This window comes from Glaciecola sp. HTCC2999 (genome assembly GCF_000155775.1).
In the GTDB taxonomy this organism is placed as follows: domain Bacteria; phylum Pseudomonadota; class Gammaproteobacteria; order Enterobacterales; family Alteromonadaceae; genus Opacimonas.
The window spans coordinates 431,153-444,894 of record NZ_DS989811.1 but is presented as its reverse complement, the minus strand read 5'-3'; the positions used below and the strand labels follow the sequence as shown (position 1 = coordinate 444,894).

The window sequence follows — 13,742 nt, the reverse complement described above, 5'->3', positions numbered from 1 at the left end:
CTTTAACAATACCTTGCTCAACACGACCGGTTACAACTGTACCACGACATGAGATTGAGAAAAACATCTTCGATTGGAAGGATGAATGGCTTATCGATGTCACGCTCTGGCTCTGGGATATATGAATCTAAAGCTTCGCCTAACTCAATGATTTTTGCTTCCCACTCTGGCTCGCCTTCTAGGGCTTTAAGCGCAGAACCTTGGATTACTGGTAAATCATCACCTGGGAATTCGTATTCTGTAAGAAGTTCACGAACTTCCATTTCTACTAATTCTAATAATTCTTCATCATCAACCATGTCACATTTGTTCATGAATACGATCATGTAAGGGATACCAACTTGGCGACCTAACAAGATGTGCTCACGAGTTTGTGGCATAGGACCATCAGTTGCCGCAACAACTAAGATACCGCCGTCCATTTGTGCAGCACCGGTGATCATGTTTTTAACATAATCGGCGTGTCCTGGACAATCTACGTGTGCGTAGTGACGCGTTGGTGTGTCATATTCTACGTGTGAAGTAGAGATAGTGATACCACGCTCACGCTCTTCTGGAGCGTTATCGATTTGATCGAATGCTTGTGCTTGACCGCCGTATGTTTTTGATAAAACTGACGTGATAGCCGCTGTAAGGGTTGTTTTACCGTGGTCAACGTGGCCGATAGTACCAACATTAACGTGTGGTTTATTACGTTCAAACTTTTCTTTTGCCATTTTTCTCGTTTCCCAGCAAATTGATGATTAAAAAATTATTACTAGAGATGGAAGAGAATAGTGGTGCTGATAGGCAGATTCGAACTGCCGACCTCACCCTTACCAAGGGTGCGCTCTACCAACTGAGCCATATCAGCATTTGGAGCGGGCAGCGGGAATCGAACCCGCATCATCAGCTTGGAAGGCTGAGGTAATAGCCATTATACGATGCCCGCTAACCTGTATATTCTCGGCCACCTCAAAAAAGTGGTGGAGGGGGCAGGATTCGAACCTGCGAAGGCTGAGCCGGCAGATTTACAGTCTGCTCCCGTTGACCGCTTGGGTACCCCTCCAGAGATTGATGGTGCCGACTGCCGGAATCGAACTGGCGACCTACTGATTACAAGTCAGTTGCTCTACCAACTGAGCTAAGTCGGCACGTCATCAAGAGGTGCGCATATTAGAGTAATCATTCGGTCTTGGCAACACCTATTTCAAAAAAAATGCTAAAAAAAAGCAATTATTTTAAAAAACAGCAATATCGATTAAATTTTCAACTGATTTGATGGTTTTTAGCTAGTTGAATGAGTCCTAACAAGACAATATTCGCTTTATAAACTGTATTATTTTTTTCTTGTTGAAATATTTTTTCTCGATCGCCCCCCGAAATAATCACTAAATAATTGTCACTTAATGCATTTATTTGTTTTATACCCTCATTTACAATGCCATTAAGTTGAGCAAGGCATCCATACTCAACACAATCAGGGGTATTTTTTCCTAACGTTAGCTTTTGATTGAATTGATCATCATCGTGCTTAAATACATTTTCTGTGTTATTTAATAAACTATTTTTTATACTTGATAATCCAGGTGCAATCCACCCTCCTATATGCGCATGTCTAAATATAACATCACATGTAATGGCCGTGCCTGCATCTACTATTACAAAATTTGATTTTTTGGGATATAAACCAACTGTAGCGATCATTGCTAACCAGCGATCAATGCCCATTGTTGAAATATCAGAGTAACTATTTGTTAAGATACTATGATTAATCCGAATATGTTTGTCAGTTTTAGCTATGTGTATTGGTACTTGTTGAGCAGCCGCATGGAGTTTTAATGATTCAAGCCATACTGGTACACGGACATAACTTAAGTAAATACTATTAACACTTGATAATAGCTGTACTGGGGACTCGTTTACAGCGAAGGTATCGATGCGTAAATCAACATCGGCTAGCCCTATATTAGTTATGGTGTCATTATTAATAATTGTATATTTTGCCGCAGTATTACCTACGTCTATAAATAAAACTGTTTTAGATTGCTCGGACACTAATTTCCCCCCCATGGAATGTTTGCTGCAAATCATTAACTTGCATCCGCAGTGCCCCTTCAGTATTTATACCTAAACAAATACCTTCTATCGATTGATTGCCAGTTACTAACTTCACATTTTTATTCGCAAATACATTGAGTGATTCCCAGCGATGTATGAATGGCGTTAATCCTTCAGCCTCAAAAGTACGAATGATACGGTGCATATTATTAAGTAATATTGCCGTTAATTTATTTCTGTCGACAAGAGGAACACCCAATTGTGATTGTATATCAGTGTAAGATTGATCTATTCCATCAATATCATCAGGTAACTGAACGTTTAAACCTATACCAATAATACAATGAGCAGCATCGCCAACAGCTCCTTCTACTTCTATCAAAACGCCAGCTATTTTTTGCATATTTACGTAGACATCATTAGGCCACTTCAATTGGGCATTTAGGATCCCTATTTGAGTCAATGTATCGACCACTGCGAGGCCTATTACTAAAGATAAACCCGAAAGTGCCTGATAACCGGTGCCAAAACGCCAGTACATTGATAAATATATACTACTGGCAAATGGCGATACCCACTTGCGCCCATGACGGCCTCGACCTGCAGTTTGAGACTCAGCTATAACCGAGTGTCCTGACTTAAGCTGTGAAATATGTTGTTTGAGGTAAGTATTTGTAGAGTCAATTTGTGTTAAAACGGACAAGTCTAAAGACGGAGTCAACGAATGTTGTAATGAATCAAAATTTTTAAATATATCCTTTTTATCCAACAAAGATAATGGTGATGATAATTTATAGCCTTTACCTTTGACTGAATAAACATTAATCCCTAATTCTTTTAATCCCTCAATGTGTTTTGCAATTGCGGTTCTAGAGACACCACAAATTTCACCTAACTCAGTACCAGATATAAATGCACCACATGCTAATGCTTTTAGTAAATTCAATCGTGTTTCATGCATTTATAATACAATCCGTTCTGTTTGGCCTAATAACTGCACTTCATGTTCCAACACAATTCCAAATTGTGCTTTCACAGCCGACTTTATTATGTTCGCAAAATTAAGTAATGAACGACCTGTACCGTTGTTATAATTTGTCAGCACAAGAGCTTGTTGAGGGTGACACTGTATGCCGTCTTCTATCGTCCCCTTAAACCCTAACGTATCTATTAACCAAGCCGCAGGGATCTTTATGTATTTATCAGAAATCGGATAATGAGGAATATCTGGGAACTGAATCTGTATACTTTCAAATACCTCTAACGGGACAACTGGATTTTTAAAAAAACTCCCTGCATTACCAACCTGGTGTGGATCTGGTAATTTATTTTTTCGAACACGAATGACTGCTTCATAAATACTATCAATCGAGGGATTTTCTAATTCCGATAATTCACCATAGTGAGTTACAAATTCATATCGTTTGGGTAGTGAGAACATGACTTTAGTGATAAATGCTACATCACGGAGCTCATGCTTGAAAATAGAATCTCTATAACCAAACTGACAGTTATAAGCATTGATGGTTTTTAACGTTTTATCTTGAAAGTCAAAATATTCAACTTCACTGATAAATGATGATATTTCTACGCCATATGCGCCAATATTTTGTATTGGTGCAGCCCCTACAGTGCCAGGGATTAATGCTAAATTCTCAAAGCCACCTATAGACAAACTCACACACTTTGTAACCAATTGATGCCAATTTTCACCAGAGGCTGCCGTAATATAATGGAAATCTGAATCTTCAGTGAACGTTATACCAGATAAACAATTTTGCCATATCACACCATAATAATCTTCGGTAAATACCGTATTAGATCCTTCTCCTAAAATAACATTGGGTATATTTTGTTGAGCTAGTGCATAAAGTGTAGACAAAGAATCTACACGTTTAACAGATTTAGCAAACGTATTAAAACCAAATGTGTGAAGTGCTGATAGTGATATCAAAATTGATCCAACATTAATATTTTACTTAGTATATCAGTCTGAAAAAATGACATCTATGATTTATAGGACTAAATATTTGCTTAACAATCATTTAATAATCATAAGATATAGTAAGTTTAACAAAGTAAATAAATTGTTAAAAATATAATGTTATTGAACTTTTTATGCTGTATGTTGACTAATTGATGAGCAATCATATGCTCATAATATATGTAGGTGATAATTGTGGTAAATACTTTATTCAAAACTTCATTAATCTGTAGCTGTTTATTATATTCTATGGGTGTAATTGGGAATACTGATAGCAATAGTGAAACTTGGAAAATTGATAATGAGTTTTTTAAGAAACAAGTAAAACAAACCATGTCGCCCGGTAGAGCGGTTAGGTCGTTAATTAGTCATTACCCTCAAAGTACTGCAGGCATTGTTGATGTCGCATTAGATTTGTATCCAACAGATTATAAAGAGATCATACATAGTGCTGTATCAACCCAACCCTCATCAGCTGAAGATATTGTTAGCATTGCTGTTAAGAAAGGGATTACAAAATGTGAAAGTATTGTGATGGCTGCTATCAAGGCAGAACCAAGTTATGTAAGCTTTGTGACTAGTGCTGCGGCTCATGCTTCACCTGATGATTTTAATGATATATTAAGAGTGGCAGTGATAACTGAACCCGATTCTGCAGACAAAATTGTACAACATATGGCTTCATCATATCCTGACAAAATAGTAGAAATATTGTCAAATACAGTTCAATACGTACCGCTCGTAGGTGAATATATAGTTGATGCTTTACTTGCCGTTTTCCCAAATAAAGCTGAAGAAGTAGTATCAATAACCGTAAGAGAATCTTTAGCTGAACGTGAACAAATAGAAAAAATTATTGTAACGGCAATAAATGCAGGTGTCACTGTTGATGACGTTAGTAAGTTTGCATTAATGGGAGGAGCAACAAATGCTGAGATTGTTGCAGGTATTAATGCGGCACCAACGAATACAAATAAAAAAATAAGTACTTCTGATGATGATCTTTTTTATTAAATAGTGATGAATACCAATAACAAAAAACCGAGCTAAGCTCGGTTTTTTTATGTGGTTAAGTGATAACGTAAACACTTAACTATGAGAGTATATTACTCTTCAGTTATTTCAACTACTTCTTCAGCTTCAACAACTGGGCGGTCAACAAACTCAACGTACGCCATAGGCGCTTTATCACCAGTACGGAAACCACATTTAAGAATGCGAATGTAACCACCTGGACGAGCTTCATAGCGAGGCCCTAATTCGTTAAATAATTTACCAACCACTTCTTTATCGCCTGTGCGAACCATTGCTAAACGACGGTTAGCAACACTATCAACTTTCGCTAATGTAATTAACGGCTCGATAACACGACGAAGTTCTTTTGCTTTAGGCAAAGTAGTTTTAATCACTTCATGCTTAACCATTGAAGAAGCCATGTTTTTAAACATTGCTTTTCTGTGGCTGCTGTTGCGATTTAACTTTCGACCACTCTTACGATGGCGCATAGCTATATCCTTCTTTCAAGTAGCGTGTGCTTACCACACGCTAATACATCTTAGTCGGCAATACTTTCTGGTGGCCAATTCTCAAGGCGCATGCCTAAAGATAAACCACGAGATGCAAGCACGTCTTTGATTTCTGTTAATGACTTCTTACCTAAGTTAGGAGTTTTTAATAACTCAACTTCGGTACGCTGTACAAGGTCACCAATATACTGAACCGCTTCTGCTTTAAGACAGTTAGCTGAACGCACGGTCAACTCTAAATCGTCCACAGGACGTAAAAGAATTGGATCAAATTCTGGCTTCTCTTCTTTCGCTTCAGGCTGTGATACATCACGTAAATCTACGAATGCATCTAGCTGTTCAGCTAAGATTGTTGCTGAGCGACGAATCGCTTCTTCAGGATCTAATGTACCGTTAGTTTCCATATCGATAATTAATTTGTCTAAATCTGTGCGTTGTTCAACACGTGCAGACTCAACAGAATATGCGATACGTTCAACAGGGCTGAATGAAGCATCAACCAGTAAACGACCAATTGGGCGATCATCTTCTTCAGAGGAGCGACGAACTGATGCAGGTACATAACCACGGCCAGTTTCAACTTTAATGCGCATGCTTACTTCTGCTTCACCCGTAAGTGTGCAAATAACATGTTCAGGGTTGATAATCTCAACGTCACCATCATGCTGAATATCACCAGCAACAACAGCGCCCGCTCCAGATTTGACCAAAGTTAAGGTTGCTTCAGTTTTACCTTCTAGACGTACTGCTAAGCCTTTAAGGTTTAGTAAAATTTCAATTACGTCTTCTTGCACGCCTTCTTTAGTGCTGTACTCATGTAATACACCATCGATTTCTACTTCTGTTACTGCTACGCCAGGCATAGAAGATAACAAGATACGACGCAGTGCATTACCTAAAGTGTGACCAAAGCCACGCTCTAATGGTTCAAGTACAACTTTAGCGCGAGTTGGAGATACATTTTCAATATCAACCAATCTTGGTTTAAGGAATTCAGTTACAGATCCCACAATGCTTCCTCTTTAGTTAGCTTTACTTAGAGTAAAGTTCGACGATCAACTGTTCGTTAATTTCTGCAGATAGGTCTGAACGTTCTGGTAAACGTTTAAAATCACCAGATAATTTAGCACCATCTACTTCGATCCAGGTTGGCTTCTCACGCTGGTCAGCTAATTCAACAGCAGAAATAATTCGTGCTTGTTTTTTTGCTTTTTCACGAACAGAAACGTTAGTCTCTGCAGAAACCTTGAATGAAGGAATATTAACCACTTGTCCGTTAACACAAATTGCTTTGTGACTTACTAACTGACGAGCTTCAGCACGTGTGCTAGCAAAGCCCATACGATAAACAACGTTATCAAGACGCTGTTCTAAAAGTTGTAACAAGTTTTCACCTGTGTTCCCTTTTAGACGAGCAGCTTCTTTGTAGTAATTACGGAATTGTTTTTCAAGAACGCCATACATACGACGAACTTTTTGTTTTTCACGCAACTGGATACCGTAATCAGATAAACGACCGCGACGAGCACCATGTTGGCCCGGAGCAGTATCTAATTTACATTTTGTATCAATTGCACGTACGCCACTTTTTAGGAACAAATCTGTTCCTTCGCGACGACTTAGTTTGAGTTTTGGACCCAAATATCTAGCCATGATCTTTCTCCAACTGTCCGTCGATTAAACGCGACGTTTTTTCGGTGGACGACAACCGTTGTGAGGTATAGGCGTCACATCGGTAATATTAGTGATCTTATACCCAGTAGCATTTAAGGCACGGATTGCAGATTCACGACCTGGACCTGGACCTTTAACAAATACTTCTAAGTTCTTAAGACCGTATTCCTGAGCAGCTTCACCAGCTCGTTCAGCAGCAACCTGTGCAGCAAACGGAGTTGATTTACGCGAACCACGGAAACCTGAACCACCAGAAGTAGCCCAAGACAAGGCATTACCTTGACGATCGGTGATAGTCACTATTGTGTTGTTGAAAGAAGCATGGATATGAGCCATACCATCAGCAACTTGACGTTTTGCGCGCTTCTTCGCGCGAGTAGGTGCTTTAGCCATTACTTAACCCTCGCTTACTTTTTAATCGGCTTACGAGGACCTTTACGGGTACGCGCATTAGTTTTAGTGCGCTGACCACGTAGAGGTAAGCTACGACGGTGGCGAATACCACGGAAGCAACCTAGGTCCATCAAACGTTTAATACTCATTGATACTTCACGACGAAGGTCACCTTCAACAGTGAACTTAGCAACTTCATCACGAAGTTTATCAATAGTGGTTTCATCAAGATCTTTGATCTTGGTAGATTCTGCAACACCAGCAGATGCACAAATGCTTTTAGCACGAGTGGCACCAATACCGAAAATTGCTTGAATAGCAATTACGGTGTGCTTGTGTTCAGGAATGTTAATGCCAGCGATACGGGCCATTAACTGTACTCCTCTAAGTTAAATAATTTTGGTCGACAGCCTAAAAAGCCCGTTAGGATACTTACCCATCGACAAAAATGCAAATTTAAGGTCAATAAACACCTAAATGATGCCGAAACATCGAATAGGTGTTTAATAACCCAGCTAGATTAGCCCTGCCTTTGCTTATGCTTAGGCTCTATGCAAATCACTCTAACAACGCCGTTACGTTTAATGATTTTGCAATTACGGCAAATCTTTTTAACGGATGCACGAACTTTCATTTCATCACTCCGTAGCTGCGAACTTATCGGCCGTAGCCTTTAAGATTCGCTTTTTTAAGAACAGACTCATATTGACTTGACATCAAATGGGTCTGGACCTGCGCCATGAAATCCATAATTACTACCACTATGATGAGTAGTGAAGTACCGCCAAAATAGAATGGGACATTCCAAGTTAGCAACAAGAATTCAGGCACTAAACAAACAAAGGTTATATACAACGCACCAGCTAATGTGAGGCGAGTCATTACTTTGTCAAGGTAACGTGAGGTTTGTTCACCAGGACGAATTCCAGGCACAAAAGCACCTGACTTTTTCAAGTTATCTGCCGTCTCGCGAGGATTAAATGTCAACGCAGTGTAGAAGAAACAGAAAAAGATAATCGCCGCAGCGTATAACCCAACATATAACGGTTGACCTGGCGATAGTAATAACGCCACATCTTGCAACCATGAAGTTGCTTCATTTTGACCAAACCATCCCGCAATAGTACTAGGGAAAAGAATGATGCTTGAAGCGAAAATAGGAGGTATTACACCTGCCATGTTCACTTTCAATGGTAAATGTGAGCTTTGTGCTTGCATTACTTTACGGCCTTGTTGGCGTTTTGCATAGTTCACAACGATACGACGTTGAGCACGTTCTACAAAAACCACTAAGTACGTTAAACCAATTACAATTGCAGCAATCAATAGCAAGAATAATAAATTAATCTCACCTTGACGTGCCTGCTCTGCAGTCTGACCAATCGCTGTTGGTAGACCTGCCACAATACCTGCAAAAATCAAAATAGAGATACCGTTACCAATACCTCGTTCAGTAATTTGCTCACCTAGCCACATAAGGAACATAGTTCCTGTGACTAAACTAACTACTGCAGTAAAATAAAATCCAAAGCCAGGATTAATAACCAAACCACTGATCAAGTTAGGTAAACCTGTCGCCACACCAATAGATTGGAATGTAGCCAATACTAACGTTAAATAACGTGTGTATTGACTGATCTTACGACGACCTGCTTCACCTTCTTTTTTCAACTCCATCATTGGCGGATGTACCGCTGTCAGAAGCTGAATAATGATCGATGCAGTGATGTAAGGCATAATCCCAAGCGCTAATACTGAAGCTCGCTCAAGAGCACCACCAGAGAACATGTTAAACATCTCTACGATAGTACCTTTTTGTTGTTCAAATAATTGAGACAACACAGCGGCATCAATACCAGGGATCGGCACATAAGAGCCAAGACGAAACACAATAATTGCACCTAATACAAAGAACAATCTGCTTCGTAATTCACTCAAGCCGTTTTTTGCGCCTGAATCTACACCTGGTTTAGCCATTTAGCTTATTCCTCTATTTTGCCGCCAGCAGCTTCAATAGCTTCGCGAGCGCCTTTAGATACCTTCACACCACTAACTGTCACTGCGCGTGAGATTTCACCACTCTTCATGACTTTTACGAATAAGATCTCTTTTTTCACAAGACCCGCATCTTTAAGTGCTTGAACAGTAACTGTATCTCCGTCAACCTTGGCAATTTCGCTTAATGTCACTTGGTCAGAAACCATAGACTTACGCGATGTAAAACCAAACTTTGGTAGACGACGCTGAATTGGCATTTGACCGCCTTCGAAACCTGGCTTAACAGACCCGCCTGAACGAGACTTTTGACCTTTGTGACCACGGCCACCAGTCTTACCTAAACCAGACCCGATACCGCGACCAACGCGCTTACCAGAACTTTTAGCTCCCGGTGCAGGAGCAAGAGTATTAAGATGCATCTTTTACTCCTCCACTACTTCAACCATGTAAAATACACGGTTGATCATGCCACGAACGGCAGGGGTATCTTCTAATTCACGAACATGTCCAATCTTACGTAAACCTAAGCCTTTAAGCGTTGCTTTATGCTTAGGAAGACGACCGATCGCACTTTTGGTTTGTTTAACTTTTAGTGTTTTAGCCATGTTCAATTACCCCAAAATTTCATCTACAGGTAACCCACGTTTTGCAGCAACAGACTCAGGAGAGTTCATATCAACTAAAGCGTTGATTGTTGCGCGAATAACGTTCATTGGGTTAGTAGAGCCGTAACATTTTGAAAGTACGTTTTGTACACCAGCTACTTCAAGTACTGCACGCATCGCACCACCGGCAATGATACCAGTACCTTCAGATGCAGGCTGCATATATACTTTAGAGCCAGAATGACGACCTTTGATAGGATGTTGTAGAGTATTGCCGTTAAGATCGACAGTAACTAAGTTACGACGAGCTTTTTCCATTGCTTTTTGGATTGCAGCAGGTACTTCACGTGCCTTACCGTAACCAAAACCAACGCGGCCATTGCCATCACCGACAACCGTTAGTGCTGTGAAGCTAAAGATACGACCACCTTTAACAACTTTAGACACACGATTTACAGCAACGAGCTTTTCTAACAAATCACCCTGTTGTTGATTTTCTTGTTTATTAGCCATTTTCTACTCCTAGAACTGTAGACCAGCTTCACGAGCTGCATCTGCTAAGGCCTTAACGCGACCGTGATACTTGAAACCACTACGGTCAAAAGCAACTTTAGAGATGCCTTTTTCAATAGCGCGTTCTGCGATCGCTTTACCTACAGCTGCAGCCGCTTCTACGTTACCTGTTGATGAAACGCTACCTTTTACAGTTGCTTCAACAGTTGACGCAGATGCTAATACTTCAGAACCACTTGGTGCGATTAACTGCGCATAAATGTGGCGTGGTGTGCGGTTAACAACCAAGCGATGCGCGGCCAATTCACTGATCTTCTTACGTGCACGCGTTGCGCGACGTAAGCGAGCTGATTTTTTATCCATCGTATCACCCACCTACTTTTTCTTAGCTTCTTTGCGACGGACATTTTCGTCTGAATAACGTACACCTTTACCTTTATAAGGCTCTGGTGGACGATATGCACGAATGTTCGCTGCAACTTGACCTACCACCTGCTTATCAGCGCCTTTGACGATGATTTCAGTTTGGCTAGGAGTCTCTACGGTAATGCCAGCTGGCATTTCGTAGGCTACTGGATGTGAAAAACCAAGAGTTAGGTTAAGTTTGCTACCTTGTGCTTGTGCACGGTAACCAACACCATTTAACTCGAGTTTCTTTTCAAAACCTTTAGATACACCGATAACCATTGCATTGATTAACGAACGTGCAGTACCAGCTTGTGCCCAACCATTCGCCGCGCCTTCAACAGGTGCAAACGTAATTTGGTTATCTTCTTGCTTAATTTCTACAGCGTCATTAAACGTACGGGTTAACGAACCGTTCTTACCTTTAACTGTAACGTCTTGTCCTGCGATAGATACTTCTACGCCAGATACCAAGTCGACAGGTGCTTTTGCTACTCGTGACATTGTTATCTCCTGATTACGCTACATAACCGATGATCTCACCACCCATGCCAGCTTTACGCGCTGCACGGTCAGTCATCACACCTTTTGAGGTAGACACGATTGCGACACCTAAACCACCCATAACTTTTGGCAACTCATCTTTTTTCTTATAGATGCGAAGACCAGGACGGCTTACACGTTCAATTGTATCGATTACTTGCTTGCCTTCGAAATACTTTAAAGTAACTTCTAAAACAGGCTTAACTTCGCCAGTAACTGCGTAGTCGGTAACATAACCTTCTTCTTTTAACACCGCTGCAATAGCAACACGTTGTTTAGAAGATGGCATAGATACCGCAACTTTCGCTGCCATCTGACCATTTCTGATGCGGGTAAACATATCCGCGATAGGATCTTGCATGCTCATATTCTGCTACTCCTTACCAGCTGGCTTTTTTAAGGCCAGGGACTTCGCCACGCATTGCAGCTTCACGAAGCTTAATACGGGAAAGACCAAATTTGCGTAGGAAACCGTGTGGACGACCCGTTATACGACAACGATTTTGTTGACGCGAACGTGAACTATCACGCGGCAATTGTTGTAGCTTAAGCACAGCATCCCAACGTTCTTCTTCAGAAGCGTTGATATCGCTGATAATCGCTTTAAGCGCAGCACGTTTTTCAGCGTACTTGCTTACTAATTTGGCGCGTTTTGCTTCGCGCGCCTTCATTGATTCTTTTGCCATAACCCTACACCTTATTTTCTAAATGGGAAGTTGAACGCTGTTAACAACGCTTTCCCTTCTTCATTAGTTTGTGCGCTAGTAGTGATAGTAATATCCATACCACGAACCTTATCTACTTTATCGAAATCGATTTCAGGGAAGATAATCTGTTCTTTAACGCCCATGCTATAGTTACCGCGTCCGTCAAAAGACTTAGCGTTAAGACCACGGAAGTCACGGATACGAGGAATAGTAATAGAGATTAAACGCTCTAAGAATTCCCACATACGCTCACCACGTAGGGTTACTTTACAGCCAATCGGATAACCTTCACGGATTTTAAAACCCGCGACGGATTTTCTCGCAACAGTAACAATCGGTTTTTGACCTGCGATTGCAGCCATGTCGGCCTGCGCAGATTCTAAAATCTTCTTGTCAGCAATTGCCTCACCTAAACCCATGTTTAGAGTGATTTTTTCAATCCGAGGGACTTGCATGACGCTTTTGTACCCGAACTGCTTAGCAAGTTCAGCTACTACTGTTTCTTTATAGAAATCATGCAGTTTCGCCATCGTACTCTCCAATTAATTAAACTAGTTCGCCGTTCGATTTGAAGAAACGTACTTTCTTCTCATCTTCGAAACGGAAACCAACGCGATCTGCTTTACCCGTTGCTGGGTTAACAATCGCTACATTTGACACATGTATAGATGCTTCTTTCTCAACAATACCACCCGGCTCACCCAATTGTGGGTTAGGCTTAGTGTGCTTCTTGACAAGGTTAACACCTTCTACAACTAAACGGTCTTCAGACGCTAGAACGCGAAGGACTTTGCCCTGCTTTCCTTTATCCTTGCCTGCTAATACGACTATTTCATCATCACGACGAATTTTTCTAGCCATTATCGTGACTCCTTATAGTACTTCTGGGGCCAATGAGATGATTTTCATGAATGAATCTCCACGAAGTTCTCTTGTCACCGGGCCAAAAATACGCGTACCAATAGGTTGCTTGTTTGCATTAAGCAAAACAGCTGCGTTATTATCGAAACGAATGGTTGAACCATCTGCGCGACGAACGCCTTTCCTAGTACGCACCACCACTGCATTCAGGACATCACCTTTTTTTACTTTACCGCGTGGAATTGCTTCCTTTACAGTAACTTTGATGATATCACCGATATGTGCATAACGGCGATGCGAGCCACCAAGAACCTTAATACACTGAACCCTGCGAGCGCCAGAATTATCTGCCACATCCAGGTTAGTTTGCATTTGGATCATGTTAGTGCTCCGCTGTTGAATTAAGACTCATTTGAGCCATATAACCGCTATTTACTTGACTTTTGTCGAATAAATAGCCTATTACCCCATAAAAAGGGTGCGCTAATATACC

21 protein-coding genes, 4 tRNA genes and 1 pseudogene are annotated in these 13,742 nt (G+C 40.8%); 1 reads left to right on the top strand and 25 read right to left on the bottom strand.

Annotated features, from left to right (window positions below; translation table 11 throughout):
* The 8 genes and pseudogenes from G2999_RS11990 to murB all read right to left on the bottom strand — a co-directional run.
* A pseudogene (locus G2999_RS11990) lies at positions 1-716 on the bottom strand (elongation factor Tu); the annotation flags it as partial.
* 61 nt (positions 717-777) lie between these two features.
* Positions 778-853 (bottom strand) — tRNA-Thr (locus G2999_RS06000).
* A 3-nt stretch (positions 854-856) separates the two neighbouring features.
* Positions 857-931: transfer RNA gene (locus G2999_RS05995), tRNA-Gly, on the bottom strand.
* Positions 932-963: 32 nt separating this feature from the next.
* A tRNA-Tyr gene (locus G2999_RS05990) sits at positions 964-1,048 on the bottom strand.
* 9 nt (positions 1,049-1,057) lie between these two features.
* Positions 1,058-1,133 (bottom strand) — tRNA-Thr (locus tag G2999_RS05985).
* 115 nt (positions 1,134-1,248) lie between these two features.
* On the bottom strand, positions 1,249-2,037 hold the full coding sequence (locus G2999_RS05980) for a type III pantothenate kinase (RefSeq protein ID WP_029257415.1): 789 nt from the start codon (positions 2,035-2,037) through the stop codon (positions 1,249-1,251).
* Positions 2,021-3,001: a bifunctional biotin--[acetyl-CoA-carboxylase] ligase/biotin operon repressor BirA gene (gene birA / locus G2999_RS05975; protein WP_010179752.1), complete on the bottom strand. Its 981-nt coding sequence runs from the start codon at positions 2,999-3,001 to the stop codon at positions 2,021-2,023. Before birA ends, G2999_RS05980 begins: the two co-directional genes overlap by 17 nt.
* Positions 3,002-3,994, bottom strand: a complete 993-nt coding sequence (gene murB, locus G2999_RS05970) for a UDP-N-acetylmuramate dehydrogenase (RefSeq protein ID WP_010179750.1) — start codon at positions 3,992-3,994, stop codon at positions 3,002-3,004.
* A gap of 225 nt (positions 3,995-4,219) precedes the next feature.
* Here murB and G2999_RS05965 point away from each other — a divergent pair, with 225 nt between their 5' ends.
* Complete coding sequence (locus G2999_RS05965; protein ID WP_010179748.1) at positions 4,220-5,038, top strand: hypothetical protein; 819 nt, start codon at positions 4,220-4,222, stop codon at positions 5,036-5,038.
* Between the two features lie 92 nt (positions 5,039-5,130).
* Here G2999_RS05965 and rplQ read toward each other — a convergent pair whose 3' ends face one another.
* The 17 genes from rplQ to rplN all read right to left on the bottom strand — a co-directional run bounded on the left by rplQ (position 5,131) and on the right by rplN (position 13,630).
* Complete coding sequence (gene rplQ / locus G2999_RS05960) at positions 5,131-5,529, bottom strand: 50S ribosomal protein L17 (RefSeq protein WP_010179746.1); 399 nt, start codon at positions 5,527-5,529, stop codon at positions 5,131-5,133.
* A gap of 50 nt (positions 5,530-5,579) precedes the next feature.
* On the bottom strand, positions 5,580-6,563 hold the full coding sequence (gene rpoA / locus G2999_RS05955) for a DNA-directed RNA polymerase subunit alpha (RefSeq protein ID WP_029257414.1): 984 nt from the start codon (positions 6,561-6,563) through the stop codon (positions 5,580-5,582).
* Positions 6,564-6,582: 19 nt separating this feature from the next.
* A complete protein-coding gene (rpsD, locus tag G2999_RS05950; RefSeq protein WP_010179743.1) occupies positions 6,583-7,203 on the bottom strand; it encodes a 30S ribosomal protein S4 in 621 nt (206 codons plus the stop codon).
* 24 nt (positions 7,204-7,227) lie between these two features.
* Entirely contained in the window at positions 7,228-7,617 is a 390-nt protein-coding gene (gene rpsK, locus G2999_RS05945; RefSeq protein ID WP_010179742.1) for a 30S ribosomal protein S11, read from the bottom strand.
* A gap of 14 nt (positions 7,618-7,631) precedes the next feature.
* Positions 7,632-7,988 (bottom strand): 30S ribosomal protein S13, encoded by a 357-nt coding sequence (rpsM, locus tag G2999_RS05940; protein WP_010179739.1) that lies wholly within the window; start codon positions 7,986-7,988, stop codon positions 7,632-7,634.
* Positions 7,989-8,137: 149 nt separating this feature from the next.
* Positions 8,138-8,251 (bottom strand): 50S ribosomal protein L36, encoded by a 114-nt coding sequence (gene rpmJ, locus G2999_RS12810; RefSeq protein ID WP_083781675.1) that lies wholly within the window; start codon positions 8,249-8,251, stop codon positions 8,138-8,140.
* Between the two features lie 23 nt (positions 8,252-8,274).
* Entirely contained in the window at positions 8,275-9,594 is a 1,320-nt protein-coding gene (gene secY, locus G2999_RS05935) for a preprotein translocase subunit SecY (RefSeq protein ID WP_010179737.1), read from the bottom strand.
* Between the two features lie 5 nt (positions 9,595-9,599).
* Positions 9,600-10,034 (bottom strand): 50S ribosomal protein L15, encoded by a 435-nt coding sequence (gene rplO, locus G2999_RS05930; RefSeq protein WP_010179735.1) that lies wholly within the window; start codon positions 10,032-10,034, stop codon positions 9,600-9,602.
* A 3-nt stretch (positions 10,035-10,037) separates the two neighbouring features.
* Complete coding sequence (gene rpmD / locus G2999_RS05925; protein ID WP_010179733.1) at positions 10,038-10,220, bottom strand: 50S ribosomal protein L30; 183 nt, start codon at positions 10,218-10,220, stop codon at positions 10,038-10,040.
* A gap of 6 nt (positions 10,221-10,226) precedes the next feature.
* The gene (gene rpsE / locus G2999_RS05920; RefSeq protein WP_010179731.1) at positions 10,227-10,733 is read right to left on the bottom strand and encodes a 30S ribosomal protein S5; all 507 of its coding nucleotides are present in this window, start codon (positions 10,731-10,733) and stop codon (positions 10,227-10,229) included.
* Between the two features lie 9 nt (positions 10,734-10,742).
* Positions 10,743-11,096 carry a 50S ribosomal protein L18 gene (gene rplR, locus G2999_RS05915; RefSeq protein WP_029257413.1) on the bottom strand — a complete coding sequence of 118 codons (354 nt, stop codon included), beginning with the start codon at positions 11,094-11,096 and terminating at the stop codon, positions 10,743-10,745.
* Positions 11,097-11,108: 12 nt separating this feature from the next.
* A complete protein-coding gene (gene rplF, locus G2999_RS05910; RefSeq protein ID WP_010179727.1) occupies positions 11,109-11,642 on the bottom strand; it encodes a 50S ribosomal protein L6 in 534 nt (177 codons plus the stop codon).
* A 13-nt stretch (positions 11,643-11,655) separates the two neighbouring features.
* Positions 11,656-12,048 (bottom strand): 30S ribosomal protein S8, encoded by a 393-nt coding sequence (gene rpsH, locus G2999_RS05905; RefSeq protein ID WP_010179725.1) that lies wholly within the window; start codon positions 12,046-12,048, stop codon positions 11,656-11,658.
* Between the two features lie 13 nt (positions 12,049-12,061).
* The gene (gene rpsN / locus G2999_RS05900; RefSeq protein ID WP_010179723.1) at positions 12,062-12,367 is read right to left on the bottom strand and encodes a 30S ribosomal protein S14; all 306 of its coding nucleotides are present in this window, start codon (positions 12,365-12,367) and stop codon (positions 12,062-12,064) included.
* Between the two features lie 11 nt (positions 12,368-12,378).
* Positions 12,379-12,918 carry a 50S ribosomal protein L5 gene (gene rplE, locus G2999_RS05895; protein ID WP_010179721.1) on the bottom strand — a complete coding sequence of 180 codons (540 nt, stop codon included), beginning with the start codon at positions 12,916-12,918 and terminating at the stop codon, positions 12,379-12,381.
* Positions 12,919-12,934: 16 nt separating this feature from the next.
* On the bottom strand, positions 12,935-13,249 hold the full coding sequence (gene rplX / locus G2999_RS05890; RefSeq protein ID WP_010179719.1) for a 50S ribosomal protein L24: 315 nt from the start codon (positions 13,247-13,249) through the stop codon (positions 12,935-12,937).
* Between the two features lie 12 nt (positions 13,250-13,261).
* On the bottom strand, positions 13,262-13,630 hold the full coding sequence (gene rplN / locus G2999_RS05885) for a 50S ribosomal protein L14 (RefSeq protein WP_008846203.1): 369 nt from the start codon (positions 13,628-13,630) through the stop codon (positions 13,262-13,264).
* Positions 13,631-13,742 lie beyond the last annotated feature (112 nt).

Excerpts from the sequence above, each read along its gene's own strand:
- rpsD (WP_010179743.1), bottom strand. The coding sequence starts at position 7,203 with ATGGCTAGATATTTGGGTCCAAAACTCAAACTAAGTCGTCGCGAAGGA.
- rplR (WP_029257413.1), bottom strand. The coding sequence starts at position 11,096 with ATGGATAAAAAATCAGCTCGCTTACGTCGCGCAACGCGTGCACGTAAG.
- rplE (WP_010179721.1), bottom strand. The coding sequence starts at position 12,918 with ATGGCGAAACTGCATGATTTCTATAAAGAAACAGTAGTAGCTGAACTT.
- rplX (WP_010179719.1), bottom strand. The coding sequence starts at position 13,249 with ATGGCTAGAAAAATTCGTCGTGATGATGAAATAGTCGTATTAGCAGGC.
- rpsN (WP_010179723.1), bottom strand. The coding sequence starts at position 12,367 with ATGGCAAAAGAATCAATGAAGGCGCGCGAAGCAAAACGCGCCAAATTA.
- rplQ (WP_010179746.1), bottom strand. The coding sequence starts at position 5,529 with ATGCGCCATCGTAAGAGTGGTCGAAAGTTAAATCGCAACAGCAGCCAC.
- rpsH (WP_010179725.1), bottom strand. The coding sequence starts at position 12,048 with ATGAGCATGCAAGATCCTATCGCGGATATGTTTACCCGCATCAGAAAT.
- rplN (WP_008846203.1), bottom strand. The coding sequence starts at position 13,630 with ATGATCCAAATGCAAACTAACCTGGATGTGGCAGATAATTCTGGCGCT.
- secY (WP_010179737.1), bottom strand. The coding sequence starts at position 9,594 with ATGGCTAAACCAGGTGTAGATTCAGGCGCAAAAAACGGCTTGAGTGAA.
- rpmD (WP_010179733.1), bottom strand. The coding sequence starts at position 10,220 with ATGGCTAAAACACTAAAAGTTAAACAAACCAAAAGTGCGATCGGTCGT.
- rpsK (WP_010179742.1), bottom strand. The coding sequence starts at position 7,617 with ATGGCTAAAGCACCTACTCGCGCGAAGAAGCGCGCAAAACGTCAAGTT.
- rplO (WP_010179735.1), bottom strand. The coding sequence starts at position 10,034 with ATGCATCTTAATACTCTTGCTCCTGCACCGGGAGCTAAAAGTTCTGGT.
- rpmJ (WP_083781675.1), bottom strand. The coding sequence starts at position 8,251 with ATGAAAGTTCGTGCATCCGTTAAAAAGATTTGCCGTAATTGCAAAATC.
- rplF (WP_010179727.1), bottom strand. The coding sequence starts at position 11,642 with ATGTCACGAGTAGCAAAAGCACCTGTCGACTTGGTATCTGGCGTAGAA.
- birA (WP_010179752.1), bottom strand. The coding sequence starts at position 3,001 with ATGCATGAAACACGATTGAATTTACTAAAAGCATTAGCATGTGGTGCA.
- rpsM (WP_010179739.1), bottom strand. The coding sequence starts at position 7,988 with ATGGCCCGTATCGCTGGCATTAACATTCCTGAACACAAGCACACCGTA.
- rpsE (WP_010179731.1), bottom strand. The coding sequence starts at position 10,733 with ATGGCTAATAAACAAGAAAATCAACAACAGGGTGATTTGTTAGAAAAG.